The organism is uncultured Ferrimonas sp. (assembly GCF_947489035.1).
Lineage (GTDB): Bacteria > Pseudomonadota > Gammaproteobacteria > Enterobacterales > Shewanellaceae > Ferrimonas.
The window spans coordinates 25,491-50,772 of the sequence record NZ_CANLCI010000028.1 but is presented as its reverse complement, the minus strand read 5'-3'; the positions used below and the strand labels follow the sequence as shown (position 1 = coordinate 50,772).

General features: G+C 52.4%; 23 protein-coding genes. 4 read left to right on the top strand and 19 right to left on the bottom strand.

Annotated features, from left to right (window positions below; all coding sequences use genetic code 11):
- Window positions 1–3: 3 nt before the first annotated feature.
- The 17 genes from atpG to rpmH form a co-directional block, all read right to left on the bottom strand.
- A complete protein-coding gene (gene atpG / locus Q0796_RS14985) occupies window positions 4–867 on the bottom strand; it encodes a F0F1 ATP synthase subunit gamma (protein ID WP_298444614.1) in 864 nt (287 codons plus the stop codon).
- A gap of 19 nt (window positions 868–886) precedes the next feature.
- Complete coding sequence (atpA, locus tag Q0796_RS14980) at window positions 887–2,428, bottom strand: F0F1 ATP synthase subunit alpha (protein ID WP_298444612.1); 1,542 nt, start codon at window positions 2,426–2,428, stop codon at window positions 887–889.
- Window positions 2,429–2,442: 14 nt separating this feature from the next.
- Window positions 2,443–2,976: a F0F1 ATP synthase subunit delta gene (gene atpH, locus Q0796_RS14975; protein ID WP_298444610.1), complete on the bottom strand. Its 534-nt coding sequence runs from the start codon at window positions 2,974–2,976 to the stop codon at window positions 2,443–2,445.
- 18 nt (window positions 2,977–2,994) lie between these two features.
- The gene (gene atpF / locus Q0796_RS14970) at window positions 2,995–3,465 is read right to left on the bottom strand and encodes a F0F1 ATP synthase subunit B (RefSeq protein ID WP_298444608.1); all 471 of its coding nucleotides are present in this window, start codon (window positions 3,463–3,465) and stop codon (window positions 2,995–2,997) included.
- 75 nt (window positions 3,466–3,540) lie between these two features.
- Window positions 3,541–3,759, bottom strand: a complete 219-nt coding sequence (gene atpE / locus Q0796_RS14965; RefSeq protein ID WP_298444606.1) for a F0F1 ATP synthase subunit C — start codon at window positions 3,757–3,759, stop codon at window positions 3,541–3,543.
- Window positions 3,760–3,821: 62 nt separating this feature from the next.
- Entirely contained in the window at window positions 3,822–4,640 is an 819-nt protein-coding gene (gene atpB / locus Q0796_RS14960; protein WP_298444604.1) for a F0F1 ATP synthase subunit A, read from the bottom strand.
- A gap of 3 nt (window positions 4,641–4,643) precedes the next feature.
- The gene (locus Q0796_RS14955) at window positions 4,644–5,039 is read right to left on the bottom strand and encodes an ATP synthase subunit I (protein ID WP_298444602.1); all 396 of its coding nucleotides are present in this window, start codon (window positions 5,037–5,039) and stop codon (window positions 4,644–4,646) included.
- A gap of 715 nt (window positions 5,040–5,754) precedes the next feature.
- Entirely contained in the window at window positions 5,755–6,666 is a 912-nt protein-coding gene (locus tag Q0796_RS14950) for a ParB/RepB/Spo0J family partition protein (RefSeq protein WP_298444600.1), read from the bottom strand.
- 16 nt (window positions 6,667–6,682) lie between these two features.
- Window positions 6,683–7,477: a ParA family protein gene (locus tag Q0796_RS14945; protein ID WP_298444598.1), complete on the bottom strand. Its 795-nt coding sequence runs from the start codon at window positions 7,475–7,477 to the stop codon at window positions 6,683–6,685.
- 21 nt (window positions 7,478–7,498) lie between these two features.
- Complete coding sequence (rsmG, locus tag Q0796_RS14940; protein WP_298444597.1) at window positions 7,499–8,119, bottom strand: 16S rRNA (guanine(527)-N(7))-methyltransferase RsmG; 621 nt, start codon at window positions 8,117–8,119, stop codon at window positions 7,499–7,501.
- An 87-nt stretch (window positions 8,120–8,206) separates the two neighbouring features.
- A complete protein-coding gene (mnmG, locus tag Q0796_RS14935) occupies window positions 8,207–10,096 on the bottom strand; it encodes a tRNA uridine-5-carboxymethylaminomethyl(34) synthesis enzyme MnmG (protein ID WP_298444596.1) in 1,890 nt (629 codons plus the stop codon).
- Between the two features lie 438 nt (window positions 10,097–10,534).
- Complete coding sequence (gene mioC / locus Q0796_RS14930; RefSeq protein ID WP_298444595.1) at window positions 10,535–10,978, bottom strand: FMN-binding protein MioC; 444 nt, start codon at window positions 10,976–10,978, stop codon at window positions 10,535–10,537.
- Between the two features lie 90 nt (window positions 10,979–11,068).
- The gene (gene mnmE / locus Q0796_RS14925) at window positions 11,069–12,436 is read right to left on the bottom strand and encodes a tRNA uridine-5-carboxymethylaminomethyl(34) synthesis GTPase MnmE (RefSeq protein WP_298444593.1); all 1,368 of its coding nucleotides are present in this window, start codon (window positions 12,434–12,436) and stop codon (window positions 11,069–11,071) included.
- A 125-nt stretch (window positions 12,437–12,561) separates the two neighbouring features.
- Window positions 12,562–14,163: a membrane protein insertase YidC gene (gene yidC / locus Q0796_RS14920; RefSeq protein ID WP_298444592.1), complete on the bottom strand. Its 1,602-nt coding sequence runs from the start codon at window positions 14,161–14,163 to the stop codon at window positions 12,562–12,564.
- 3 nt (window positions 14,164–14,166) lie between these two features.
- On the bottom strand, window positions 14,167–14,421 hold the full coding sequence (gene yidD / locus Q0796_RS14915) for a membrane protein insertion efficiency factor YidD (protein ID WP_298444590.1): 255 nt from the start codon (window positions 14,419–14,421) through the stop codon (window positions 14,167–14,169).
- Complete coding sequence (gene rnpA / locus Q0796_RS14910) at window positions 14,385–14,762, bottom strand: ribonuclease P protein component (RefSeq protein ID WP_298444588.1); 378 nt, start codon at window positions 14,760–14,762, stop codon at window positions 14,385–14,387. The genes yidD and rnpA overlap by 37 nt, the downstream gene beginning before the upstream one ends.
- A 7-nt stretch (window positions 14,763–14,769) precedes the next feature.
- On the bottom strand, window positions 14,770–14,904 hold the full coding sequence (gene rpmH / locus Q0796_RS14905; RefSeq protein ID WP_013347301.1) for a 50S ribosomal protein L34: 135 nt from the start codon (window positions 14,902–14,904) through the stop codon (window positions 14,770–14,772).
- A 450-nt stretch (window positions 14,905–15,354) separates the two neighbouring features.
- Between rpmH and dnaA the strand changes: the two genes are divergently transcribed.
- From dnaA to gyrB, 4 genes are read left to right on the top strand one after another with little or no spacing between them, the layout of a single operon-like run.
- Complete coding sequence (gene dnaA, locus Q0796_RS14900; RefSeq protein ID WP_298444583.1) at window positions 15,355–16,764, top strand: chromosomal replication initiator protein DnaA; 1,410 nt, start codon at window positions 15,355–15,357, stop codon at window positions 16,762–16,764.
- 11 nt (window positions 16,765–16,775) lie between these two features.
- A complete protein-coding gene (gene dnaN, locus Q0796_RS14895; RefSeq protein WP_298444581.1) occupies window positions 16,776–17,876 on the top strand; it encodes a DNA polymerase III subunit beta in 1,101 nt (366 codons plus the stop codon).
- Window positions 17,876–18,940, top strand: coding sequence for a DNA replication/repair protein RecF (gene recF, locus Q0796_RS14890; RefSeq protein ID WP_298444579.1), 1,065 nt, complete (start codon window positions 17,876–17,878; stop codon window positions 18,938–18,940). Before dnaN ends, recF begins: the two co-directional genes overlap by 1 nt.
- Before the next feature lie 13 nt (window positions 18,941–18,953).
- Entirely contained in the window at window positions 18,954–21,371 is a 2,418-nt protein-coding gene (gene gyrB / locus Q0796_RS14885; RefSeq protein WP_298444577.1) for a DNA topoisomerase (ATP-hydrolyzing) subunit B, read from the top strand.
- Between the two features lie 883 nt (window positions 21,372–22,254).
- On the opposite strand, the gene glyS is transcribed toward gyrB, so the two are convergent.
- Together glyS and glyQ are read right to left on the bottom strand one after the other, a co-directional pair.
- Window positions 22,255–24,333 (bottom strand): glycine--tRNA ligase subunit beta, encoded by a 2,079-nt coding sequence (gene glyS, locus Q0796_RS14880; RefSeq protein ID WP_298444576.1) that lies wholly within the window; start codon window positions 24,331–24,333, stop codon window positions 22,255–22,257.
- Window positions 24,334–24,341: 8 nt separating this feature from the next.
- On the bottom strand, window positions 24,342–25,250 hold the full coding sequence (glyQ, locus tag Q0796_RS14875) for a glycine--tRNA ligase subunit alpha (RefSeq protein ID WP_298444574.1): 909 nt from the start codon (window positions 25,248–25,250) through the stop codon (window positions 24,342–24,344).
- Window positions 25,251–25,282 lie beyond the last annotated feature (32 nt).

Sequence of the window (25,282 nt, the reverse complement as noted above, 5' to 3'; positions counted from 1 at the left end):
GCCTTAAACCGCTGCGGCACCGGCACAGATCTCACCAAGCTCTTGAGTAATAGCAGCCTGACGAGCCTTGTTGTATACCAGTTGCAGAGCGTCGATAAGGTCACCAGCGTTATCGGTTGCGGATTTCATCGCAACCATACGGGCGGCCTGTTCAGACGCAGCGTTCTCAACCACACCTTGGTAAACCAACGACTCTACGTAGCGTTTCAGCAACATGTCGATGATCGGCTTCGGCTCGTCTGGTTCGTAGACGTAATCCCAAGTCTTCGGTGCTTCTTGAGTGTCGCTCTTTGGCAACGGCAGAAGTTGATCGATCACTGGTTCTTGCTTCATGGTGTTTACAAACTCGTTGTACACCACGAATAAGCGATCCAGTTTGCCCTCGTCATAGGCATCCAACATAACTTTGATGGCACCGATCAGATCGTTCAGTTCTGGCGCATCGCCAAAACCGGACGCCTGAGCGACAACATTACCGCCAAAGCCAGGGAAGAACGCGGCACCTTTGGTGCCCAGGGTAGCCAGCTGTACGTCTACGCCTTGTTTCTGCCAATCGGCAGAGGCTTTCAGTACTTGCTTGAACGCGTTGATGTTCAGGCCACCACACAGACCGCGATCGGTAGAGATTACGATGTAACCTACCGCCTTAACCTCGCGCTCTTCCATGTACGGATGCTTGTATTCGAGAGAGCCCTGCGCGATGTGACCGATCACCTTACGCATGCTTTCTGCATAGGGACGAGAAGCGTGCATCCGATCCTGCGCTTTACGCATTTTCGAAGCGGCAACCATCTCCATGGCAGAAGTGATCTTCTGAGTGTTTTTCACACTCGCGATCTTGGTACGGATCTCTTTAGCGCCGGACATCTCTTACTCTCCTATCCTGTTACCAGGTTTGAGTGGCAACGAACTTTTCCAATGCCGCTTGCAGCTGACCTTCGATGTCGGAGTTGTAGTCTCCAGTCTCGTTGATGGTCTTCAGCAAATCAGCTTGTTCGCTGGTCACGTAAGAAAGCAGAGCATCCTCAAATGCGCCGATCTTGGCTACTTCAACAGACTTCAGGAAGCCTTTTTCAGCGGCAAAGATGACAACAGCTTGCTGTGCAACGCTCATTGGCGCGTACTGCTTCTGCTTCATCAGCTCGGTTACACGCTCACCGTGATCCAGCTGCGCCTTAGTGGCGTCATCCAAATCAGAGGAGAACTGAGCAAATGCAGCAAGTTCGCGGTACTGAGCCAAAGCGGTACGAATACCACCGGACAGCTTCTTGATGATCTTGGTCTGTGCTGCACCACCTACACGGGATACAGAGATACCTGGGTTAACAGCAGGACGTAAGCCAGCGTTAAACAGGTCGGTTTCCAAGAAGATCTGACCGTCGGTAATGGAAATTACGTTGGTCGGTACGAACGCGGATACGTCACCCGCTTGGGTTTCAATGATTGGCAATGCAGTCAAAGAACCGGTCTTACCTTTCACTTCACCGTTGGTGAACTTTTCTACGTAGGCTGCGTTTACACGAGCCGCACGTTCCAGCAGACGGGAGTGGAGGTAGAAAACGTCACCTGGGAATGCTTCACGACCTGGTGGGCGCTTCAGCAACAGGGAGATCTGACGGTATGCAACAGCCTGCTTAGACAGGTCATCGTATACGATCAAAGCGTCTTCACCACGGTCACGGAAGTATTCACCCATGGCACAACCAGAGTATGGCGCCAGGTATTGCAGAGCAGCAGCTTCAGAAGCAGATGCCACCACAACGATGGTGTTCTTCAGTGCGTCGTGCTCTTCCAGCTTACGTACCACGTTGGCGATGGTAGAAGCCTTCTGGCCAATAGCAACGTATACGGAGTAGATGCCAGAATCTTTCTGGTTGATGATCGCATCGATCGCCATCGCGGTTTTACCGGTCTGACGGTCACCAATGATCAGCTCACGCTGGCCACGGCCGATTGGGATCATCGCATCAACAGACTTGTAGCCTGTTTGTACTGGCTGGGATACACCTTCACGTTCAATTACGCCTGGGGCGATAACTTCAACCGGAGAGAATGTATCGGTCGCAATAGGACCTTTACCATCGATAGGTTCACCCAAGGTGTTAACCACACGACCCAACAGGGCACGGCCAACTGGAACTTCCAGAATACGACCGGTGGATTTAACTTTGGTGCCTTCAGCCAAGTCGGCGTATGGGCCCATAACTACCGCACCTACGGAGTCACGCTCCAAGTTCAGTGCAATAGCGAAACGGTTGCCAGGTAGCTCGATCATTTCACCCTGCATCACATCGGCCAGGCCGTGGATGCGGATAATACCGTCGCTTACAGAAACGATGGTACCTTCGTTACGAGCTTCACTAACAACATTGAACTGTTCAATACGACTCTTGATCAGTTCGCTGATTTCAGTGGAATTCAGTTGCATGCTCAAATCCCCAATTAGGATTGCAGCTTGTCAGCAAGGCGGCTGAGCTTGCCACGTACCGACCCATCGATAACCGTATCACCTGCGCGAATTACCACGCCTGCAATCAGTTCCGGGTTGATAGTGCAATTCAGTTTAACCTTACGTGCCAAACGTTGTTCCAGAGACGCGGCTATAGCCTTCTGTTGCTCTGCAGATAACTCTGTAGCGGAAGTCACCTCAGCGGTGATCTCTTCCTTCCACTGTTCACGCAATTGCGTGAACTGTTCTGCAACAGCAGGTAGCGCGACTAGGCGTCCATTTTCTGCCAGAATTTTAATAAAATTCTGACCTTGCTCATCGATCTGCTCGCCGCCAATCTTGATAAAGATGTCGGCCAGTTGCTCGGCATTAGTTTGACCGGTCAGCATGGCAGCAACGGTTTCGTTGGTTGCCACTTCGGCCAAAAAGGCCAGCATCTCAGTCCACTTATCTACCGCTTGCTTCTCGACAGCAAAATCGAAAGCCGCTTTGGCATAAGGGCGAGCAACAGTGGTCAGTTCAGACATTTAGCCCTCTCCCTTTGCTTACAGCTCCGCAGCAAGCTTATCAATGATGTCGTTATGTGCATCGACATCAATAGTACGCTCGATGATCTTCTCCGCACCGGCCACAGCCAAGGCTGCAACGTGAGAGCGCAATTGCTCTTTGGTACGGTTACGTTCCGCTTCGATTTCCACTTCGCCTTGGGCAATGATCTTGTCACGCACCACGACAGCTTCGGTCTTAGCTTCTTCTACGATCTGAGCGCCACGTTTGTTAGCTTGCTCAATGATTTCGGCCGCCTGTAGCTTCGCTTCAGACAATTTTTCAGTAGCGGCTTGTTGCGCCAGCTTCAGATCGTTGCCTGCACGTTCGGCGCTAGCCAAACCGTCAGCGATAGCCTTTTGACGCTCTTCAATAGCACCCATTAATGGGGGCCATACGTACTTCATGCAGAACCACACAAAGACGAGGAAGGCGATACTTTGGCCGATAAGGGTCGCGTTCATGTTCACGACGAAATCCTCCTAAAAAACCCATTGGTCATGCGCATAGCACGACAATAGATGTTGGTTTAAAGGGGTGTCTTATTAAGCAAACAGCATGAACAGACCGATACCAACACCGATCATTGGTACCGCATCCACCAGACCCATCATTACGAAGAAGTTGGTACGTAACAGAGGGATCAGCTCAGGCTGACGAGCGGCACCTTCAAGGAACTTACCACCCAAGATACCGATACCGATAGCTGCACCCAGAGCGGACAGACCCAGCAGGATCGCAACAGCGACGTAATTTAAATCCATTGTAAACTCCAGTTTTTATCAAACTTTAAAAATCAAGTTGTTGAAATTTGTAACTCTAAACCCTAGTGATCTTCACTTGCCATGCTTAGGTAAACGATGGTCAATACCATGAAGATAAACGCCTGCAATGTAATGATCAGGATGTGGAAAATAGCCCAGAACAGCTGCAATGCGCCGCCCATGGTGCCCATAACCCAACCTGCGCTGTACATCACCGCGATAAGGATAAAGATCACTTCACCTGCATACATGTTGCCGAACAGTCGCAAACCCAAAGAAACAGGCTTTGAGAGCAAGCTAATCAGTTCAAGTACCAGGTTAAATGGGATCATTGCCCAGTGATTAAAAGGATGAAGTGTCAGCTCCTTTACAAACCCACCAATGCCTTTGACCTTAATGCTGTAGTACAGCACCAGAGCGAACACACACAACGCCATCGCGATGGTGATGTTGATGTCAGTAGTCGGCACAACCTTGAAGTAAGGTACGCCAGCTGCTGAGGCAACGGATGGCAGCCAATCAATGGCGATCAAATCCATAAAGTTCATCAACCAGATCCAAACGAAAATGGTTAAAGCTAATGGGGCGATCAACGCATTGCGACCGTGGAAGGACTCCTTCACGCTGTTGTCGACAAATTCCACAATCATCTCGACGAAGCATTGCAGCTTGCCGGGAACGCCAGTGGTGGATTTGACCGCAACGCGACGGAACAACCAAAGGAAGAAAACACCAATTCCAATTGAAAACAGCAATGAATCGAGGTTCAAAGTCCAGAACCCTGCATCCTGACAGTGTGCCCACTCGATACCGTGTTCGGTCGAGCAAACCTGTAAGTTCTGCAAGTGGTGCTGAATATATTCCTGCGAATTAGCAGCCATGATTCATCCCAATTGTTTTGGTTGAAACAACAATGGTGCTAACCAATGCATCAGTAGGGCGCCTATGTAACCGACAAACAGAAGGGGTCCTTCCACTTGAACTGCTATAAAGGCCGCGGCAAACATCAACGCGGTTAGCATCAGCTTAATCGCTTCAGCCAGATAAAAGGTGTTAACCGCTTTACCTGCGTCTTGTTCTCGCTTGCGGCGAAAGAAGACGATTGAAGCGAAGGCGTAGTTGGGGATAACAGCGATAGCGCCGCCCAAAAAGAGAAGCATTCCATGCTCTGTATCCTGAACTGCGGTGCCAATTGCACTAAAGAGAACGACCGCCAAGGCTTGGAAGGTGATAAAGCGAAAGGCGATATCCCTGCCAGTTGCTGAAGGTTGTCTAACCAAGTACGTAGACTCCGTAATTCCACTTTAACGATAAGCGACAAACTCCTTTTCAAAGCCGTGCAAATCGCCGCCGTTGCATTTTTAAAGCACTGACAAACGCCAGCGAAACCTTAAAAATCAAGCGAAAGTATACCCCTCTTAATTAAGGATGCAAATTAGGCAAACTGCGTAGTTGTGATTGCGCGCACGAGCGCAGAAAGTTCTGTGAAGCCTCTAATTATTTCAATCACTTACGCATGAGATCGGTATCATTTCCAAAACCATAGTTTATAAATATCATAGACTTAACTAACTTATGCTTTGATAACATTTAGCCTTGTTTGCGCTGTTTTTAAGCAGTTGGGGTATAGCCCTTTTCCTAGTACATTAGCAATTGGGAGCTAGGTTCAATGTCAGGATGCAGGTTTATTCACCACTTTGACTTTAAACGTTCAAATATTCGTACAGTTTATTAATCACTATTTTTCGTGATGCTCAGTAGCAAATATTCCCGATTTTGGAACATGGTTGATCCGCAATAATCACCCTGCTGTCTGCTGGCTCCCAAAATGGGCCACCGCAGCACAAACACCTTGAGCTCGGCCCAGCCACGTGACAGGTTTACATCGGTCTTAAAATGCACAGCAAACACGGTTGTGCGCCAGCTCAAATTTTTGCCATTAAAAAAGCCCGCAAGCGATGCCGGCGGGCTTTCTAGCAGCGTTTTATCGCGGAATTACGATTCCAGCGGCGGCGCTAATTTGGCCATGATCGCATCAAGCTGATCCAAGTCAGCGTAGTTGATCACCAACTTGCCGTTGCCTTTTTTCCCTGGCGCAATCGTCACTTCGGCCCCTAATGAGGCGCTGATGTGTTGGCTTAATCGCTCAATATCCGGATCGGTAACCTTCACGGCTTTCGGCTGTTCCGGCTGCTGCAGCTTGTGCACCAGCTTCTCGGTATCGCGCACCGTTAGCCCCTTCGCCACCACTTGCCGGGCCGCTAAGGTTTGCTCATCGCCTTCCACCCCAAGCAGTGAACGGGCATGACCCATCTCGATATCGCCATGCTCCAACAAGGTTTTCACCTCGTCGTTGAGCTGATTCAAGCGCAGCAGGTTGGTTACGGTAGTCCGTGATTTACCAACGGCTTCAGCCACTTGGGCATGAGTTAGCTCAAATTCATCGGCCAGGCGCTTCAACGCAATGGCTTCTTCCATGGCGTTCAGATCTTCACGCTGAATGTTCTCAATCAGGGCGATGGCAACCGCGGCGTTGTCGTCTACCGGCTTTAAAATGCACGGCACCTGTGCCAAACCCGCTAATTGCGCCGCACGCCAACGTCGTTCACCGGCAATGATCTCATAACGATCACCACTGAGCTGACGCACCAAAATAGGCTGAATGATCCCTTGGGATTTGATCGAAGCACTCAACTCTTCCAACGCATCGTGGGACATATCACGACGAGGCTGATATTTACCACGGCGCAAGCTCTCTACTGGCAACTGCACCAAGCCATGTTCCGCACTGGTGCTGGCCGCGACTGGCGGTTGCTCAACCTGGGCTTGCTGTTGTTGGCTGGCTGCTTGGCTGCTGCCCAAAAGGGCATCCAAGCCTTTACCTAAGCCGCGTTTCTTCAGCGTCATCGGATTCTCTCTGCTGTTATTCGGTTACTAACGAGGTAATGGCACCGGCTTCTTGGCGGCGCAGCATCTCTCCAGCCAACGCCAAGTAGGCTTTGGCACCGGCGCTGCTTTTGTCGTAATACATCGCTGGTGAGCCAAAGCTTGGGGCTTCAGCCAAACGCACATTACGAGGGATCACAGTGCGATACACCTGCTCGGGAAAATGGGTTTTCAGCTGATCGGACACATCATTAGCCAACCGATTTCGAGGATCGTACATGGTGCGTAAAATCCCTTCGATCTGCAGGCTAGGGTTAACCAATTGGCCTAACTTACCGATGGTGTCCATCAACGCGGTCAATCCTTCCAACGCGTAATACTCGCACTGCATCGGGATCAACACCGCATCGGCAGCGCCTAACGCGTTCACGGTCAGCATATTGAGCGAGGGTGGGCAGTCGATAAAGATGTAATCGTAATCGTCTTTCACCGGCGCCAAGGCATTTCGCAGCCGCACTTCCCGAGCGAACACTTCCATCAGTTTGATTTCAGCAGCGGTCACGTCGGCGTTGGCAGCGATAAGATGAAACTTACCGCTGGTTTCACGCTGGATCACCTGCTCGGCGGGCACTTCGTCAACCAACAGATCGTATGCCGTATGCGGCACTTGGTATTTATCAACGCCGCTGCCCATGGTGGCATTGCCCTGTGGATCGAGATCGATCAACAGCACTTTGCGCCGAGTGGCTGCCATTGAGGCCGCTAAGTTGATGGTGGTGGTGGTTTTCCCCACGCCACCTTTTTGGTTGGCAATCGCGATGATTTTAGCCACGGGATCACTCCAGATCAGAGATTATTGGGCACGAACCAACACCAGGTGGCGCTGAGCGTCCAGCTCTGGTACGTCCAATGCGTGTTGATCTACGATGCTAAATCCTGCTGGCATCTGCCCTAACTCAGCGTCGTCTAGCTGACCTTTTAGGGCGTAGAACAGACCCTCTTCCGCTGGCAGGTGATGACACCAGCTCAGCATGTCATTCAACGAGGCAAACGCACGGCTGATAACCCCATCAAACCCTTGTTCAGGCTGATAGGCTTCAACCCGGCTTTCCATCGCAACCACGTTGGTTAAGCCCAACTTGTGGATCACGGTGCGGATAAAACGGATCCGTTTGCCGAGGCTGTCCAGCAGCACAAACTGTTTGTCGGGATTGCAGATCGCCAACGGCAGGCCAGGCAACCCTGGGCCAGTACCGACATCGATAAACCGCGTTCCTTGCAGATATGGGCCAACCACAATGCTGTCCATGATATGACGAACCAGCATCTGCTCCGGTTTGCGCACCGAAGTAAGGTTGTAGGCTTTGTTCCACTTATCCAGCAATTCAACCAGTGCCACCAGTTGTTGCTGCTGCTTGGCTGAGACTTCCAGCTCGGTGCGATCGATCAGGGAGGTAAGGCGTTGCGCCAACACGGACAGTTCCTCTAAAAACAATTAATGGAACATTATGAAGGCGACAACAGGGCATGGAAAGCCCCGTGATGGGTTCCGCGAGTTTGCTTAGGCGCTTTTTCGCAGCAAACCGTGTTTTTTCAGGTAAACCAACAGCAGTGAAATCGCCGCTGGGGTTACCCCAGAGATCCGCGACGCGTTGCCAACGGTTTCCGGTTTATGCTCATTCAACTTGGCCATCACTTCGTTGGAGAGGCCTTTTACGTCGGCGTAATTCAGATCCAAGGGCAGCTTGGTGGCTTCATGGCGACGGGCTTTTTCAATTTCGTCTTTTTGACGTTCGATGTAACCGGCGTATTTGATCTGAATTTCAACTTGCTCGGCGCTGCGCTGATCGTCCACCTTCGGCCCCAACTCGTCTAACGCCATCAACTGATCGTAAGTCACTTCCGGACGGCGGATCAGCTCTTCTAAGTTGGCTTCGCGGGTTAATGGGCTTTTCAGGTTGGGGTTCAGTTTGGCCGCAGCATCGCTGTCTTTTTGAACCCAGGTATCACGCAAACGCTGACGCTCTTGTTCAATGGTGTCGACTTTGTGGTTGAACTTGGCCCAACGTTCGTCGTCCACCAAGCCCAATTCACGGCCTAATGCGGTTAAGCGCAGATCGGCGTTGTCTTCACGCAGCAGCAAGCGGTATTCGGCGCGGCTGGTGAACATGCGGTAGGGCTCTTGGGTGCCCAAACTGGACAGATCATCCACCAGCACGCCTAAGTACGCTTCATCACGACGGGGGGCCCAGCTGGCGTCACCACGGCCGTAACGGGCGGCGTTTAAGCCTGCCAGTAAACCTTGTGCACCCGCTTCTTCGTAGCCGGTGGTGCCGTTGATCTGGCCAGCAAAGAACAAGCCATTGATGAACTTGCTCTCCAGTGACGATTTTAGATCGCGAGGATCAAAGTAATCGTATTCGATGGCGTAACCTGGACGCAGGATCTTGGCTTGTTCAAAACCCGCGATGGAGTGAATGAGATCCAGCTGTACATCAAACGGCAACGAGGTGGAGATCCCATTGGGGTAAATCTCAAAACTGTTTAAGCCTTCCGGCTCAACAAAAATCTGGTGCGAGCTTTTGTCAGCAAAGCGCATGATTTTGTCTTCTACCGATGGGCAGTAGCGTGGGCCAATGCCATCGATCACACCGGTGTACATTGGGCTGCGATCCAGCCCAGCACGAATGATTTCGTGAGTGCGCTCATTGGTGTGGGTGATGTAGCAAGAGATCTGCCGTGGCTGACGGCTGCGATCGCCGATGTAGGAGAAGATCGGCGTTGGATTATCGCCTGCTTGTTCCTGCATCACCTGGTAATTCAAGCTACGGGCGTCTAAACGGGCCGGTGTGCCGGTTTTAAGACGATCGATACGCAATGGCATCTCTCGTAGCTTCTGAGCCAACACAGAGGCGTTGGTGTCGCCAATGCGGCCACCGGCGTAATTGTTTAAGCCGATGTGGATCTTACCGTCCAAGAAGGTGCCAACCGTTAAGACGATGGCTTCGGCATTGAAACGGATCCCAGCGTCGGTGATTACTCCGGTAACGCGATCCTGATCCATGATCAGATCGTTTACCCCTTGCTGGAAGATCTCAAGGTTCGGTTGTGAAAAAAGGATCTGTTGGATCGCGGTTCGATACAAGGCGCGATCCGCTTGGGCTCGAGTGGCTCGAACCGCAGGGCCTTTGGACGCATTGAGGGTACGGAACTGAATGCCCGCACTGTCGGTGGCCAACGCCATTGCGCCGCCAAGGGCGTCGATCTCTTTCACCAGGTGGCCTTTGCCAATCCCACCAATGGCGGGGTTGCAAGACATCTGACCCAGGGTGTCGAGGTTATGGGTAAGCAGCAACGTGCGGCTGCCTGTACGGGCACTGGCCAGCGCCGCCTCGGTGCCGGCATGGCCGCCGCCAACGACGATCACGTCATAGTGTTGTTGTACCTGCATGCTTACCTACCTATCTGCTTAAAACCATGGGTGCCAAAAAAGGCGCTGCATTCTAGCACTGCTCAGCCGCTTTACAAAAGGTCACTTTTCGAGCTGGGGATCTAAGGATCTTGATCTTAATTAAATAAGATCTTTTTAAAGATCCTTTGTTTTTATTTCTATTAAGCAAGACGATCTCTGTTGATAACCGCCGCAAAGCCTAGTGTAGCAAGGCTTTGCGCGGGATCGTTTGTTGTGATCAACGCGGGATCAACCGGATCGGAACCGGTGTATAGATCGCGATCTTATGCACAGGGCAGGATCCTTTTGGATCGCGCCTTTGAATAATGCAACGGTTAACCACAGAGAGATCCAAAGATATACACATAAGCATGTGGTTAACTCGCTATTCTGTGGGTAACTTAGATTAAGCTGTGATCAAAGGATCGTAAAGTGCGATCATTCGATCCCTTTGGGCCACTGTTCGATCCAGCTTAATGCCTGATCTTCGGGAAGATCCAAGTGTTGTACATCGATTTCGATCTTATCCACAAACGGGATCATGCCGCAGGATCGCAATGCCGGTTCGATCTGTTTTAGTGCCCCACAAAAAGTATCGTAACTTCTGTCACCAATGCCACACAGCGCATACTTTTGCCCTTTCAGATCGGGATTTTGCTGCAACCATTGCAGTAACGGCTGCAGATTATCGGGCAGATCACCGGCACCGTGGGTGGAACAAACCACCAGCCACAGCGGGTATTCGGCAATGATTTTCGGCTCTGGAGTAAGGGTATTGAGCACGTCAAAGCCCATGTTTTCGAGTTGCGGTTGCAGTTCATCGGCCACCGCTTCGGCGTTGCCCATGGTGGTGCCAACAATCAAAGCCAGCTTCTGAGTCATGGCGTTAATCCTTATTTGAGGTGAGGTTTAGGTAAGGTAATGGGTCTAAAAAAGCCCACCGTGGGGTGGGCTTGGGTTGTCTGAGGTGGGTTATTTACCGATGCAGAACGACGAGAAGATCCGCCCGAGCAGATCGTCTGAGCTGAACTCGCCGGTGATCTCAGCCAAGTCTTGTTGGGCCAAGCGCAGTTCTTCGGCCAGCAGCTCACCGGCGTGAAACTGTTCCAGCTGTTCGGCGCCTAAGGCCAAGCGTTCGTTGGCGCTGTGCAGCGCTTCGAGGTGACGCTGTCGCGCCATAAAGCCGCCTTCGTTGGTGCCTTCAAAGCCCATGCAGGCTTTTAGGTGCTGCTTGATCTCATCCACACCGGCACCGGTTTTGGCAGACAAACGGAACACCGGTGTGCCTTGTTGTACGCTTTGTCCCATCGCTTCACCGGTGAGATCGGCTTTGTTGCGAATGATGGATAAGCCCATGCCCGCAGGCAGGCGTTCAATAAATTCGGGCCAGATCTGCGCCGGATCCGTGGCTTCGGTGTCGGTGCCATCCACCATCAGCAACACTCTGTCGGCTTGCTCAATCTCATCCCAAGCGCGCTCAATGCCGATGCGTTCTACTTCGTCAGAGGCTTCACGCAGACCGGCGGTGTCGATGATGTGCAGCGGCATGCCATCGATATGGATGTGTTCACGCAGCACGTCGCGGGTGGTGCCGGCAATGTCGGTAACAATGGCCGATTGACGACCGGCAAGGGCGTTCAGCAGGCTCGATTTGCCGGCGTTCGGGCGGCCGGCGATCACCACCTTCATCCCCTCGCGCATCAACGCCCCTTGCTGGGCGCTTTGCTGCACTTTTCCTAGCTGGGCTTGCACGGCGCTCAGCGCCGCGGCAATTTTACCGTCAGCAAGGAAATCGACCTCTTCTTCAGGGAAGTCGATGGCGGCTTCAACGTAGATCCGCAGATGGGTTAGCTTTTCAACCAAGTCGTTCACTTGGGCTGAAAATTCGCCCTGCAGTGAAGATAAGGCACTGCGTACCGCTTGCTCTGAGCTGGCTTCAATCAGATCGGCAATCGCTTCAGCTTGGGCCAGATCCAGTTTGTCGTTTAAGAAGGCGCGTTCGGAAAATTCGCCAGGGCGCGCGGTGCGAACGCCGTCAACGGTCAGCACCGCTCGGATCAGCATGTCGATCACGACGGGACCGCCGTGACCTTGCAGCTCTAATACGTCTTCGCCAGTAAACGAATTAGGCGCTTTAAACATCAAGGCGATGCCTTGATCCAGCACGGCGCCGGTCTGATCTTTAAACGACAAGTATTCGGCGTAGCGGGTTTTCGGTACACGGCCGAGCAGGGCGGTGGCAACGGTTTCGGCTAACTTGCCGGAAACGCGGACGATGCCTACTCCACCACGACCCGGGGCGGTGGCTTGGGCCACAATGGTTTCGCTGTGATCGGTCATAGTATGTGTTTGCTTAAGATTACTGGGGCTAAGAATACCAAAGCGGTTATCGCTACAGGTAAAAAAGGCAAAAAAAATGGCCGCAACACCGAAGTGTTGCGGCCATCAGCATGGGGACATCAGGCTTATTTCAGGCCTTGTTTCTCCAAGCTCTTGTAGATGATCAGCTGTTGAGCAATGGCCACCAGGTTACCCACTAACCAGTACAGAACCAGACCGGATGGGAACCACAGGAAGAACACGGTGAACATCACTGGCAGGTACTGCATGATCTTCTGTTGCATTGGATCCATGTTGGCCATGGTTGGCTGCAGCTTCTGCATGGCGAACATTGAGATCCCCATCAGCACAGGCAACACGTAGAACGGATCCTGTGCGGACAGATCTTGGATCCAGCCAAAGAATGGCGCATGGCGCAGTTCAACGCTTTCTAACAACACCCAGTAGAACGAGATGAAGATAGGGAATTGCAGCAACATTGGGAAACAGCCACCCATAGGGTTCACTTTTTCCTTTTGGTACAACTCCATGGTTGCTTGGCTCATGCGCTGACGATCATCGCCAAAGCGTTCTTTAAGCTCTTGCATCTTCGGTTGCAGGTTACGCATCTTCGCCATTGAGGTGTACTGCGCTTTTGTCAGCGGGTACATGATGCCGCGGATGATCAGCGTCATGGCGATAATGGCCAGACCCCAGTTACCCACTAAACCGTGCAGGAAGATCAGCAGAGCGTATAGCGGCTCAGCCAAGAACCACAACCAACCGTAATCGACAACCAAGTTTAAGGTTTCAGACAACGCCGACAGCGCTTCCTGATCCTTAGGGCCAACGTAGAAGTCGGCTTTCATGGTGGCGGTTGCACCCGCGGCGATCACTTGACTTGGCTGCTTAACCCCAATGATGGCGTAGTTGCCTACGTTGCGGCTGTAGATCTCGTTGTTGCTGTTGGCTGCAGGCACCCACGCGGACACAAAGTAGTGTTGCAGCATGGCCACCCAACCGCCTTGAGTCATCTCGTTCAGATTGTCATCGGCGATGTCGTCAAAGCTGTACTTCTCGTAACGGGTGTCAGCGGTACTGTAAGCGCCACCGCGGTAAGTCGGCATAAACATGCTGCCTTCTTCCACGTTGGTGGTTTGCTTCAGCTGGCTGTACATCTGTACTTGAGCGTTTTGGTTAGAGCCGTTGCGAACGATGTACTCAACCGCAACGTCGTACTGACCTTTATGGAAGGTAAAGCGCTTCTCAAACACAATGCCGTTGGCGTCGGTGTAGCTGAGCGGCACAACCAATTGCTCGCCTTCCATGGTGAAAGACTTCGCGGTGGTTTGGTACTGCGGACGCTGAGCTTGGCCATCTGGGCCTTGGGCACCAATCAAACCGCTTTGCGCGATGTACTGTGCAGACAGGATGGTCAGCGCTTGCTCGCCATCTTGTTCTACTTTGTGCTCTGGCAGTGAAGCCGCGACGATGTCGCCACCGTTGGTATCGATGCTCAGGGTCAAGGTATCGGTTGATACGGTGATCTGATTGGTCGATACGCTGGCTGCCGCCGACGGGATTGCCGCCGCCGTTGCTGGTACATCAGCTGAGGACGCCGCAGGGACATCTTGCTGAGTTTGAGCAACCGGCTCAGGTTGAGGTTGTTGATCAAGCTGCCACTGTTGGAACAGCAAGAAGCTGACAAACAGCAACCCAATCAAAAGTAAATTGCGTTGAGATTCCATAAATTAACAGTCTCTGCCTTGTTTGGCTTTGGGGACCGGATCCTGTCCCCCTTCATTCAAAGGGTGACATCTTATAATGCGCGCGATAGTTAACCAACATCCGTAAACCACACCGTGAGTCGAAATTGCTTCCGCTGCATAGTGTGAGCAAGTTGGCGTAAACCGACAATTAGGCCCCAGTAGGGGACTTAGCCACTTTTGATAGAAACGAACGAAGCCGATTAAGATTCGTTGCAACGGCGAGTGAGTTTGCGCCATAACTTTTCTACCAGTTTGTGAATAGCTGCATTGTCCAACTCATCCACGCCTTTTTTGGCGATCACCACAATATCTACGTTCGGTAAATCGTGTTGGTGAAGGCGAAAGCTATCGCGCACTACTCGCTTGATGCGATTGCGTTGACAGGCTTTTTTGACGTGTTTTTTGGCGACCGTAAGGCCAAGTCTTGGATGGTCTGTATCGGTGGATACAGCAAGAAGAGTGAGATGGGGAGAGGCAGCCCGAGTCGGGTTAGCAAAGACGGATTTAAAATCGCCGGGAGTTAACAGACGTAACTCCCGGCCGAAGGTATATCGCACCTGTGTTGAGGCGCTCTGCATAATAGGATTATGCAGACAGGCGAGCGCGGCCTTTAGCGCGACGACGGGCCAGTACCTGACGACCATTCTTAGTGGCCATACGAGCACGGAAACCGTGGTTACGCTTACGCTTCAATACGCTCGGTTGAAAAGTACGTTTCATAGCTTTTTACCGTAATTCAGTTAACTGTACAGATTAACTTTAGCAGCTGCCTTTAATCCCACTCGGAAGAGTGAAAGCGCGGGCGGCTTAAAAAGAGGCCGAATTCTAATAAAAAACGACCACCAACGTCAATCTCAATTGCGTGCTTTTCTATTCTTATGAGAAATACACCAGTTGTTGTGGATAAAACTGTGTATCAACCACAAGATATAGACACCTCGATCCGCGATCGGATCGAACTGCGGCGATTATAGAGATCATTGCGATCGCTTTCCAGCCCCCGATCTGTCTGAGTTTTTCCATTCGATCTGGTTGTCGATCTGGCGATCCTTGCTGGCGCTAGGATCGCGGATCGGATCTGGGGATAACCTTGGTTTAGTTATGGCGATCAAGCGGTAACCTAGGTAAAATCGACCGCAATTATTAAAAATATTTTTTGGGGTTAAGACGGTGAGTGTACCGATTTGGCAACGTTGTGTGGCTTGGCTCCAGCAGGAGCTACCGGCACAACAGTTCAGCATGTGGATCCGTCCGTTACAGTCCGAAATGCTTGGTGACACCCTAGTGTTGTACGCCCCTAACCGCTTTGTGCTGGATTGGGTGCGCGATAAATATTTGGATAACATCACCGAATACCTGCACAGCGAATTGGGGGATCAGTCACCAACGCTGCGCTTTGATATTGGTAGCAAACCGGAAGCACGACCCAAAGTGGCCATGGGGGAAAGCACTCGCCCAGCGTCAGCGCCGGCTCCCGTGCCCGCCGCCGCCCCCACTTTTGCCCCAAGCCCAGCCCCAACGGCCGCGCCGCTGGTGGCGTCGCCCAACAGCGGCAGTGGCCGCAGCAACATTAACCTCACTTACCAGTTTGATAACTTCGTTGAAGGTAAATCAAACCAATTGGCCCGTGCGGCCGCCACGCAGGTGGCAGACAACCCTGGCGGTGCCTACAACCCGTTGTTCCTCTATGGCGGCACCGGTTTGGGTAAAACTCACCTGTTGCACGCGGTTGGCAACGGCATCATGAAGAACAAACCCAACGCCAAAGTGGTGTACATGCACTCTGAGCGGTTTGTGCAAGACATGGTCAAGGCGTTGCAAAACAATGCCATTGCCGAGTTTAAGCGCTACTACCGCAGCGTGGATGCGTTGTTGATCGATGACATTCAATTCTTTGCCAATAAAGATCGATCCCAAGAAGAGTTCTTCCACACCTTTAATGCGCTGTTGGAAGGCAATCATCAGATCATTCTGACGTCGGATCGTTACCCGAAAGAGATCGACGGCGTTGAAGATCGTCTGAAATCGCGCTTTGGTTGGGGCTTAACGGTGGCGATTGAGCCGCCAGAGCTGGAAACCCGTGTGGCGATTTTGATGCGTAAAGCGGAAGAGTCCAACATTCATCTGCCGGATGAAGTGGCGTTCTTTATTGCTAAGCGTTTGCGGTCTAACGTACGTGAACTGGAAGGCGCCTTGAATCGGGTGATCGCCAACGCCAACTTTACCGGACGGCCGATCACCATCGATTTCGTTCGTGAAGCGTTGCGGGATCTGTTGGCGCTGCAAGAAAAGCTGGTTACCGTGGATAACATTCAAAAAACGGTAGCGGAGTATTACAAGATAAAAGTGGCGGATCTGCTGTCTAAACGTCGCTCTCGTTCGGTGGCGCGCCCACGCCAAGTGGCCATGGCGCTGGCGAAAGAGCTCACCAACCACAGCTTGCCCGAGATCGGCGATGCCTTTGGTGGCCGTGATCACACCACCGTATTGCACGCTTGTCGCAAGATTGAGCAACTGCGGGAAGAGAGCCACGACATCAAAGAAGACTACGCCAACCTGATCCGTACTTTGTCGTCCTGATAGGAGCCTAAATGCTTTTTACCATCACGCAGAATGCACTGTTTAAGCCACTGCAATTGGTCTCTGGCGCGGTAGAGCGCCGCCATAATCTGCCGATCTTGTCGAACGTATTGATGGAAGTCAGCGGCGACGTACTGAAAATTACCGGTACCGATCTGGAAGTGGAACTGATCGGCCAAGTGCAGCTGCAAGGTGAGATCCAACCGGGTCGCACCACGGTGCCAGCGCGTAAGTTTTTAGACATTTGTAAAAGCTTGCCTGATGCGGCTGAGATTAAGATTGAACAGCAAGAAAATCGTCTGCTGATCCGCTCTGGCCGCAGCCGTTTTTCGTTAGCCACTTTACCGGCGGATGAGTTTCCTAATTTAGGCGATTGGCAGGGCGAACTGCAGTTTTCGATGCCGCAAGGCACCCTTAAATCGTTGATTGAATCGACCCAGTTTTCAATGGCACACCAAGATGTGCGCTATTACCTCAACGGCATGCTGTTTGAAACCGAAGGCAATGTGCTGCGAACGGTGTCTACCGATGGTCACCGCTTGGCGGTAAGCCATCGCACCATCGAAGCGCAGCTGCCGGAGAAACAGGTGATTGTGCCGCGCAAAGGGGTGGTGGAGCTGAGCCGTCTGTTTGAAGATGAAAACGAAGTGATCACCCTATGTATTGGGGACAGTTCGATTCGTGCGGTTACCTCCAACGCCATCTTTACCTCTAAGTTGGTGGATGGTCGTTTCCCTGACTACCGCCGCGTATTGCCAAAAGATGGCGATAAAGAGGTGATTGCCGAGCGAGAACTGCTTAAACAAGCGTTTGCTCGTGCGTCGATTTTGTCGAATGAAAAGTTCCGTGGGGTACGGCTGCAACTGGAGAGCAATAAGCTCACCATTACTGCCAACAACCCCGAGCAAGAAGAAGCGGAAGAGGTGCTGGATATTCACTATCCGCACGCGGATCTGGAGATCGGCTTTAACGTGGCTTACGTGTTGGATGTGCTTAATGCGCTTAAGCTCGAGCAGGTTAAGATCACCTTAGGTGGCCCAAACAGCAGTGCGCTGTTTGAAAACGCCGACAACCATGAATCGGTGTATGTGGTTATGCCGATGCGGTTGTAATGCTCACCAAACTGCAACTTGCCCATTTCCGTAATGTTCAGGCCGCTAGCGTTTCTCCCGCTGGTGGCCTGAATCTTATCTACGGCGCCAACGGCAGTGGCAAAACCAGCGTATTAGAAGCGATCTGGTTCCTCAGTGTGGGGCGCTCTTTTCGCAGCCACTTATCCCAGCGCGTGATCCAGCATAACCAACCGCACTTTACCTTGTTTGCCCAACTGGGCAGCGACGATCGCATCGGCTTGCAGCGCGAGCGCGGCGGTGATCATCAAGTGCGTATTAATGGCGAGCCGGCCAAGCGCTTGGCTGAGTTGGCGTCGATGTTGCCATTGCAATTGATCAGCCCAGAGAGTTTCTCATTGTTGTTGGATGGGCCAAAAGCCCGACGGGAATTCATTGATTGGGGAGCGTTCCATGGCGACCCCCAGTTTTTTTCGGTGTGGAGCCGATTTCGACGATTGCTGAAGCAGCGTAATCAGCTGCTGCGGCAACAAGCTTCAACCCGTCAAATCGCCATCTGGGACAAGCAGCTTGTTCAATATGGTCAATGGCTTACCGACGCTCGAAAAGCGTGGGTAAATTCGTTAAATGACGCGTTGAAGGGTATAATAGATCAGTTTTTACCTGATGTGCCGATCCGGATCAGTTTTAACCAAGGGTGGGACAGTAAAACCGAATTAGATCAGGTGTATAGCGCTGGCTTAGCGCGTGATCTTCAATTAGGTTATACGGTTTCCGGCCCCCATAAAGCCGATCTTCGCCTCAGGGTTGATAAAATGCCAGCCCAAGACAGCTTGTCCCGTGGACAGCTCAAGCTCTTGGTATGCGCGCTCAAAATTGCTCAGGGCATGGTTCTGAGCCAACAACAGCAACGGCAGTGCATTTACTTGGTGGACGATCTGGCATCCGAACTGGACCAGACCCGCCGCACGTTATTGTTAGAGCAGCTGCAAAAAACTGGTGGCCAAGTGTTTGTTACGGCGATTGAGCCAGAACAGTTGGCGATGGTGCCCTGGGATAAAAGGTTCCACGTGGAACAGGGTCGGATAACGGAACAGCAAGATTAATAGAGACAGGCGTATGTCAGAAAATAGCTACGATTCCTCAAGTATTAAGGTCTTAAAAGGCCTAGACGCGGTGCGTAAGCGCCCGGGCATGTACATCGGCGATACCGACGATGGCACCGGTTTGCACCACATGGTGTTTGAGGTGGTGGATAACTCCATCGATGAAGCCTTAGCAGGCCACTGTAGCGACATCATCATCACCATTCACTCCGACGGTTCGATGTCGGTGAAAGACGATGGTCGTGGTGTGCCAGTAGACATCCACCCAGAAGAGGGGATCTCTGCGGCAACCGTAATCATGACGGTACTGCACGCTGGCGGTAAGTTCGACGATAACTCCTACAAAGTATCCGGTGGTTTGCACGGTGTGGGTGTTTCGGTTGTAAACGCCTTGTCTGACAAACTGGAACTGACCGTACGTCGTCAGGGTCACGTGCACGAGCAGACCTTCGCTTTAGGCGAACCGGTTGAAGCGTTAAAAGTGGTTGGTGATACCGAAAAAACCGGCACCATGATCCGCTTCTGGCCAAGCCCAAGCACCTTCTCTGACACCACCTTCCACTTCGACATTTTGGCCAAGCGCGTGCGCGAATTGTCGTTCTTGAACTCCGGTGTGTCCATCCGTTTGGTTGACGAGCGTGATGGTAAAGAGGAGCACTTCTGTTACGAAGGCGGCATCAAGGCGTTTGTTGATTACCTTAACACCAACAAAACCCCAATCATTCCGGCCCCGTTTTACTTCAACATTGAACGTGAAGATGGCGTGGCGGTCGAAGTGGCGATGCAGTGGAACGATGGTTTCCAAGAGAACATCTTCTGTTTCACCAACAACATCCCTCAGCGCGATGGCGGTACTCACTTAGCGGGGTTCCGTTCGGCACTGACTCGGACGCTGAACACCTACATGGATAAAGAGGGTTACTCCAAGAAAGCCAAGACCTCGGCTTCTGGTGATGACGCTCGCGAAGGCTTAACCGCGGTTATCTCGGTTAAAGTGCCGGATCCTAAGTTCTCTTCCCAGACCAAAGATAAGCTGGTTTCTTCCGAAGTGAAGACCGCGGTTGAGCAAGCGATGGGTGAGAAACTGGCGGAGTACTTGCTAGAGAACCCAAGCGAAGCCAAGCAGGTGGTGGGTAAAATCATCGATGCGGCTCGCGCGCGTGAAGCGGCCCGTAAAGCCCGTGAAATGACCCGCCGAAAAGGTGTGTTAGATCTGGCTGGCTTGCCAGGTAAATTGGCCGATTGCCAAGAAAAAGATCCGGCGCTGTCTGAACTGTACATTGTGGAGGGTGACTCCGCTGGCGGTTCCGCCAAGCAGGGTCGTAACCGTAAGAATCAGGCGATTTTGCCACTGAAGGGTAAGATCCTGAACGTGGAAAAAGCGCGCTTCGATAAGATGCTGTCGTCGCAGGAAGTGGCCACGCTGATCACCGCCATGGGCTGTGGTATTGGCCGCGATGAGTACAACCCAGATAAGACGCGTTACCATCAAATCATCATCATGACCGATGCCGATGTCGATGGTTCGCACATCCGTACCTTGTTGCTGACCTTCTTCTACCGTCAGATGCCAGAACTGATTGAGCGCGGTTACATCTACATCGCTCAGCCACCACTGTACAAAGTGAAGAAAGGCAAACAAGAGCGCTACATCAAAGACGATGAAGTGTTAACCGAGTACCTGACGACTTTGGCGTTGGATAATGCCGCACTGTACGTCAACAGTGATGCGCCGGGGATCAAAGGCGCCGCGTTAGAGTCTTTGGTTAACCAGTTCCGCGAAGTGGAAGCGGTTGTTGAACGTCAAAGCCGCCGCTTCCCTGTCTCGATGTTGAAGCACCTGGTTTACGTTCCGGCGTTAGTGGAAGCGCAGCTGGCGGATCAAGCACACGTTAGTGCGTGGGCAGAAAAGGTGGTTGCCGAGCTGAACGAGAAAGATCTGGAAGGCGCCTCTTACCGCTTTGAACTGGAACAAGATGAAGAGCGCAGCCTGTGGTTGCCGAAGCTTATCTTGCGTCAGCACGGCGTAGAGAGCGATTACCTGCTGACTTACGACTTCTTGCACTCCAGCGATTACAAGCGCATTAACAACCTGGGCGAGTCTCTGGTTGGCTTGTTGGAAGAGGGGGCTTACATCAGTCGTGGCGAACGTCGCCTGCCGATCGAAGATTTCGAACAGGCACTGGAGTGGTTGTTGAAAGAGTCCAAGCGTGGCCTCTACATCCAGCGCTACAAAGGATTGGGCGAGATGAACCCTGAGCAGTTGTGGGAAACCACCATGGATCCGGAAACCCGTCGCATGTTGCAGGTTACCGTGGAAGACGCCGTTGGCGCCGATCAGCTGTTCAATACTCTGATGGGCGATCAAGTTGAGCCCCGTCGTGAGTTCATTGAACGCAACGCCTTGGCAGTAGCCAACCTCGACGTGTAATTACCCACGCCGAGAAAAACAAAAAGCAGCCTTAGGGCTGCTTTTTTTGTGGCTGCCATTTAGGAAAATAACGGCGGATGTTTCACGTGAAACCATCAAGTTTGCTTTGCTGCTGACTGAACTTACGACCGTAACAAGTGATTATTCAATACTAGAAACGGTTTCACGTGGAACCTCGGTGAGGATTGACGCGGGATATTTGCCAATAAAAAGGCTGTGTACCAATTAGCTGTTGAACTTATTGTGCATGACCAGCTGCGGCATAAAGATCATTGCCGGGACCGCCCGGCGGCGGGCAAGGGACGAGTCCCTTTGCAATCCCGAGCGCCTCCGAGGTGACGACGGCCCCTCGTTCTCGCAGCATTGCGTTGCAGCAACGGCCATATGCGCCATCCATGGCTTAACTGGCCTCTGCGGCATCCTGCCTTCGGCTTTACTTCATCACTGCTGCACTCGGCGTCACCAAGTCGGCAGAAAGCTATCACCGCCAGATGATTACTTAACCGTGACAGATACGCCGCACCGGCTTTACTGCCGCATCACAGCGTTGAGCGGTGTACTGCAAAATGAGGTTAAGCAACAGGATGTTGCGAGTGCATCGCTAAGCCATGGATGGCGCATCGATGCCGTGCCGAATGGCGCAGTGCAAGGAGCGAAAGTTGAGCTGTGCTAAGGCAATGGGATCTCAAAGGGAGGATCCCCCCATTTTTTCTACGAGCTAGTGTGCCGTCGCCACTGCGACATAACCACATGAAAGCAGTGCCATCGAAGCTCGCCGCAGGCGACAATAGCTACCGCGCAGCAACGCCAACAGTTAACTAATACACAGCCAATAAAAAGGCCACCCCGAAGGGTGGCCTTGATTGCTCTTGCGAGTTTGGGCTTACTGCTGCAGCAGGGAGATGTCGCCCACTTGCATGAACAACTTACGCAGTTGTTGCAGTAACGCCTGACGGTTCGCCCGCAGGGCGGCGTCGTCGGCATTCACCATAACGTTCTCGAAGAAGGCATCAACTTTTCCTCGCTTTTCAGCAAGCTCGAAAAGGTAATTCTTATAGCCAAAGTTAATCTTCAACATAGCTTGAAGTTCTTTAATGCTATCAAAGATTTCGTGTTCTTCTTTTTGCTGGAATAGAGAAGTATCTACTGAAGTGGAGATCTCGCCATCCACCTTGGCCAAGATGTTGCCCACGCGTTTGTTGGCCGCAGCCAAGGCCACTGCCGCATCCAAGGCGCGGAACTCTTGCATTGCCTTAACGCGGTGGTCGAAGTCCACTGGGCGGGTTGGGCGTAGCGCCAGTACCGCTAGGATCACATCTGCAGGGAAACCCGCTTCTTGGTACCAAGCGCGGAAACGGGCCAGCATAAAGTCGACTACGGCGGTGATGGTTTCATCGCGTTTCGCATCGTCCAGTTTACCTTGGGAAACAAAACGGTCGTAAGCCACGTTGGCCAGTTCGGATAGATCCAATGGCAGCGCTTTTTCTACTGCGATACGCAGTACGCCGATGGCAGCACGGCGCAGCGCAAACGGATCACGATCCGCTTTCGGTGGCTGACCAATACCAAAGATCCCCACCAGAGAATCCATCTTGTCGGCAATGGCCAGCGCTTGGGCAACGCCAGAAGCCGGCAGATCATCACCGGCATAACGCGGCTGGTATTGCTCGTTCAGGGCAACGGCCACCGCTTCGGCTTCACCGTCGTGACGGGCGTAGTGCATGCCCATGATCCCTTGGGTGTCGGTAAACTCGAACACCATCGAGGTCATCAAGTCACACTTAGACAGCAAACCGGCGCGCTCGGCGTGGGCTTGGTCGGCGCCAATCAGGCCAGCAATGTGCTTCGACATCGCTTGAATGCGATCGGTTTTATCTTTCAATGTGCCTAACTGCTTTTGGAACAAGACGCTGTCTAGGCGTGGCAGTTGGGTTTCCAGCTTTTGCTTACGATCGGTATTAAAGAAGAACTCGGCATCGGCCAAGCGGGGACGAACCACTTTTTCGTTACCGGCGATCACAACCGCAGGATCTTTCGATTCGATGTTGGAGACGAAGATAAACTTCGGCAGCAGCTCACCGTTGGTGCTGTATACCGGGAAGTACTTTTGATCGCCCTTCATGGTGTACACCAGCGCTTCGGCTGGCACGTTTAAGAACTCCGCTTCGAAAGAGGCAGTCAGCACCACTGGCCACTCAACCAGCGAGGTCACCTCTTCCAGCAGCTCATCTTCCATGTCGGCAATGCCGCCCAAGGCGGTTGCTGCTGCTTCAACGTCGGCTTTGATTTTGGCTTTGCGCTGCTCGTAATCGGCAATGACTTTGGTGTCTTCCAGCAGGATCTGTGGGTACTGATCCGCGTGGCTGATCTGCACTTCTGGCTTGCCCATAAAGCGGTGGCCAAGCAGGGTGGTGGCAGACGCTTTGCCCAAGATGGTGGCGTCAATCGACTGATCGTCCAACAGCATGGTCAGGGTTTTTACCGGGCGAATGAATTGGGTGTCGTAAGCGCCCCAACGCATCGGCTTTGGAATTGGCAGCTTGGCTAAGGCCTGACTGATTAATTCTGGCAGCAGTTCAGTGGCCGCTTTACCTGCCACCTGTGCTTTGTATAGCAGCCATTCGCCTTTGTCGGTTTTCAGGCGTTCAGCCTGATCCACGGTGATGCCACACCCACGTGCCCAGCCTTGGGCGGCTTTGGTTGGGTTGCCATCGGCGTCGAAGCAGGCCTTGATCGCAGGGCCGCGTTTTTCTACGACTTTGTCTGGCTGCTGGCCAGACAGTTCGCTGATCTTCAGCGCCATGCGGCGTGGCGACGCGAACCATTCGATGTTGCCGTGGGGCAGTTCGGCTTTCGCCAAACCGTCGCTGACGTTGTGGTAAAAGGCTTCAGCCAGAGTACGCAGCGCCTTCGGTGGCAGCTCTTCAGTACCCAGTTCTACGAGAAAAGTGTGTGCTTGCATCTGGGCCCTCACTTGGTTTTGCCGATAGGGAAGCCCAGGGCTTCGCGGGAGGCGTAATAGGCTTCGGCGACCGATTTGGTCAAAGTACGAATACGCAGGATGTAACGCTGACGCTCGGTAACCGAGATCGCTTTACGGGCATCTAACAGGTTGAAGGCGTGGCCTGCATCCAGGATTCGCTCGTAAGCTGCCAGTGGTAATGGGGTTTCTAGCGACAGTAAGTGCTGACACTCTTTTTCACATTGCTCGAATTGAGCAAACAAGAAATCCACATCGGCGTGTTCGAAGTTGTAGGTGGATTGCTCTACTTCATTCTGATGGAACACGTCGCCGTAGGTGATGGTGCCAAACGGGCCTTCAGCCCACACCAAGTCGTAGACGTTATCAACGTTCTGTACGTACATCGCCAGACGTTCCAGACCGTAGGTGATCTCGCCAGTAACGGGTTTGCACTCGAGGCCACCCACTTGCTGGAAGTAAGTAAACTGGGTGATCTCCATGCCGTCCATCCACACTTCCCAGCCCAGACCCCAAGCACCCAAGGTTGGGTTTTCCCAGTTGTCTTCAACGAAGCGGATGTCGTGTACTTCTGGATCCATGCCGATGGCGCGCAGGGAATCGAGGTACAGCTCTTGGATGTTGTCCGGCGACGGCTTCATCATTACCTGAAACTGGTAAAAATGTTGTAGGCGGTTTGGGTTTTCACCATAGCGACCGTCGGTAGGACGACGCGAAGGCTGAACGTAAGCGGCAGCAAATGGCTCTGGGCCAATCGCGCGCAGACAGGTTAATGGGTGCGAGGTGCCAGCGCCCACTTCCATATCGAGTGGCTGTACCACGGCACAGCCGTGTTGAGCCCAGTAATCCTGCAGAGCCAAAATCAGCCCTTGGAAAGTCTTGGTATCGTACTTATTCATGGGATCTTACCTGAGTGCGGTATGAATGACGG

Excerpts from the sequence above, each read along its gene's own strand:
- mnmG (WP_298444596.1), bottom strand. The coding sequence starts at position 10,096 with ATGCAGGTACAACAACACTATGACGTGATCGTCGTTGGCGGCGGCCAT.
- dnaN (WP_298444581.1), top strand. The coding sequence starts at position 16,776 with ATGCTTTTTACCATCACGCAGAATGCACTGTTTAAGCCACTGCAATTG.
- recF (WP_298444579.1), top strand. The coding sequence starts at position 17,876 with ATGCTCACCAAACTGCAACTTGCCCATTTCCGTAATGTTCAGGCCGCT.
- atpG (WP_298444614.1), bottom strand. The coding sequence starts at position 867 with ATGTCCGGCGCTAAAGAGATCCGTACCAAGATCGCGAGTGTGAAAAAC.
- rnpA (WP_298444588.1), bottom strand. The coding sequence starts at position 14,762 with ATGCAGAGCGCCTCAACACAGGTGCGATATACCTTCGGCCGGGAGTTA.
- rpmH (WP_013347301.1), bottom strand. The coding sequence starts at position 14,904 with ATGAAACGTACTTTTCAACCGAGCGTATTGAAGCGTAAGCGTAACCAC.
- Q0796_RS14950 (WP_298444600.1), bottom strand. The coding sequence starts at position 6,666 with ATGACGCTGAAGAAACGCGGCTTAGGTAAAGGCTTGGATGCCCTTTTG.
- mioC (WP_298444595.1), bottom strand. The coding sequence starts at position 10,978 with ATGACTCAGAAGCTGGCTTTGATTGTTGGCACCACCATGGGCAACGCC.
- glyS (WP_298444576.1), bottom strand. The coding sequence starts at position 24,333 with ATGCAAGCACACACTTTTCTCGTAGAACTGGGTACTGAAGAGCTGCCA.
- glyQ (WP_298444574.1), bottom strand. The coding sequence starts at position 25,250 with ATGAATAAGTACGATACCAAGACTTTCCAAGGGCTGATTTTGGCTCTG.
- atpE (WP_298444606.1), bottom strand. The coding sequence starts at position 3,759 with ATGGATTTAAATTACGTCGCTGTTGCGATCCTGCTGGGTCTGTCCGCT.
- atpB (WP_298444604.1), bottom strand. The coding sequence starts at position 4,640 with ATGGCTGCTAATTCGCAGGAATATATTCAGCACCACTTGCAGAACTTA.
- atpH (WP_298444610.1), bottom strand. The coding sequence starts at position 2,976 with ATGTCTGAACTGACCACTGTTGCTCGCCCTTATGCCAAAGCGGCTTTC.
- gyrB (WP_298444577.1), top strand. The coding sequence starts at position 18,954 with ATGTCAGAAAATAGCTACGATTCCTCAAGTATTAAGGTCTTAAAAGGC.
- yidD (WP_298444590.1), bottom strand. The coding sequence starts at position 14,421 with ATGGCGCAAACTCACTCGCCGTTGCAACGAATCTTAATCGGCTTCGTT.
- yidC (WP_298444592.1), bottom strand. The coding sequence starts at position 14,163 with ATGGAATCTCAACGCAATTTACTTTTGATTGGGTTGCTGTTTGTCAGC.
- mnmE (WP_298444593.1), bottom strand. The coding sequence starts at position 12,436 with ATGACCGATCACAGCGAAACCATTGTGGCCCAAGCCACCGCCCCGGGT.
- atpA (WP_298444612.1), bottom strand. The coding sequence starts at position 2,428 with ATGCAACTGAATTCCACTGAAATCAGCGAACTGATCAAGAGTCGTATT.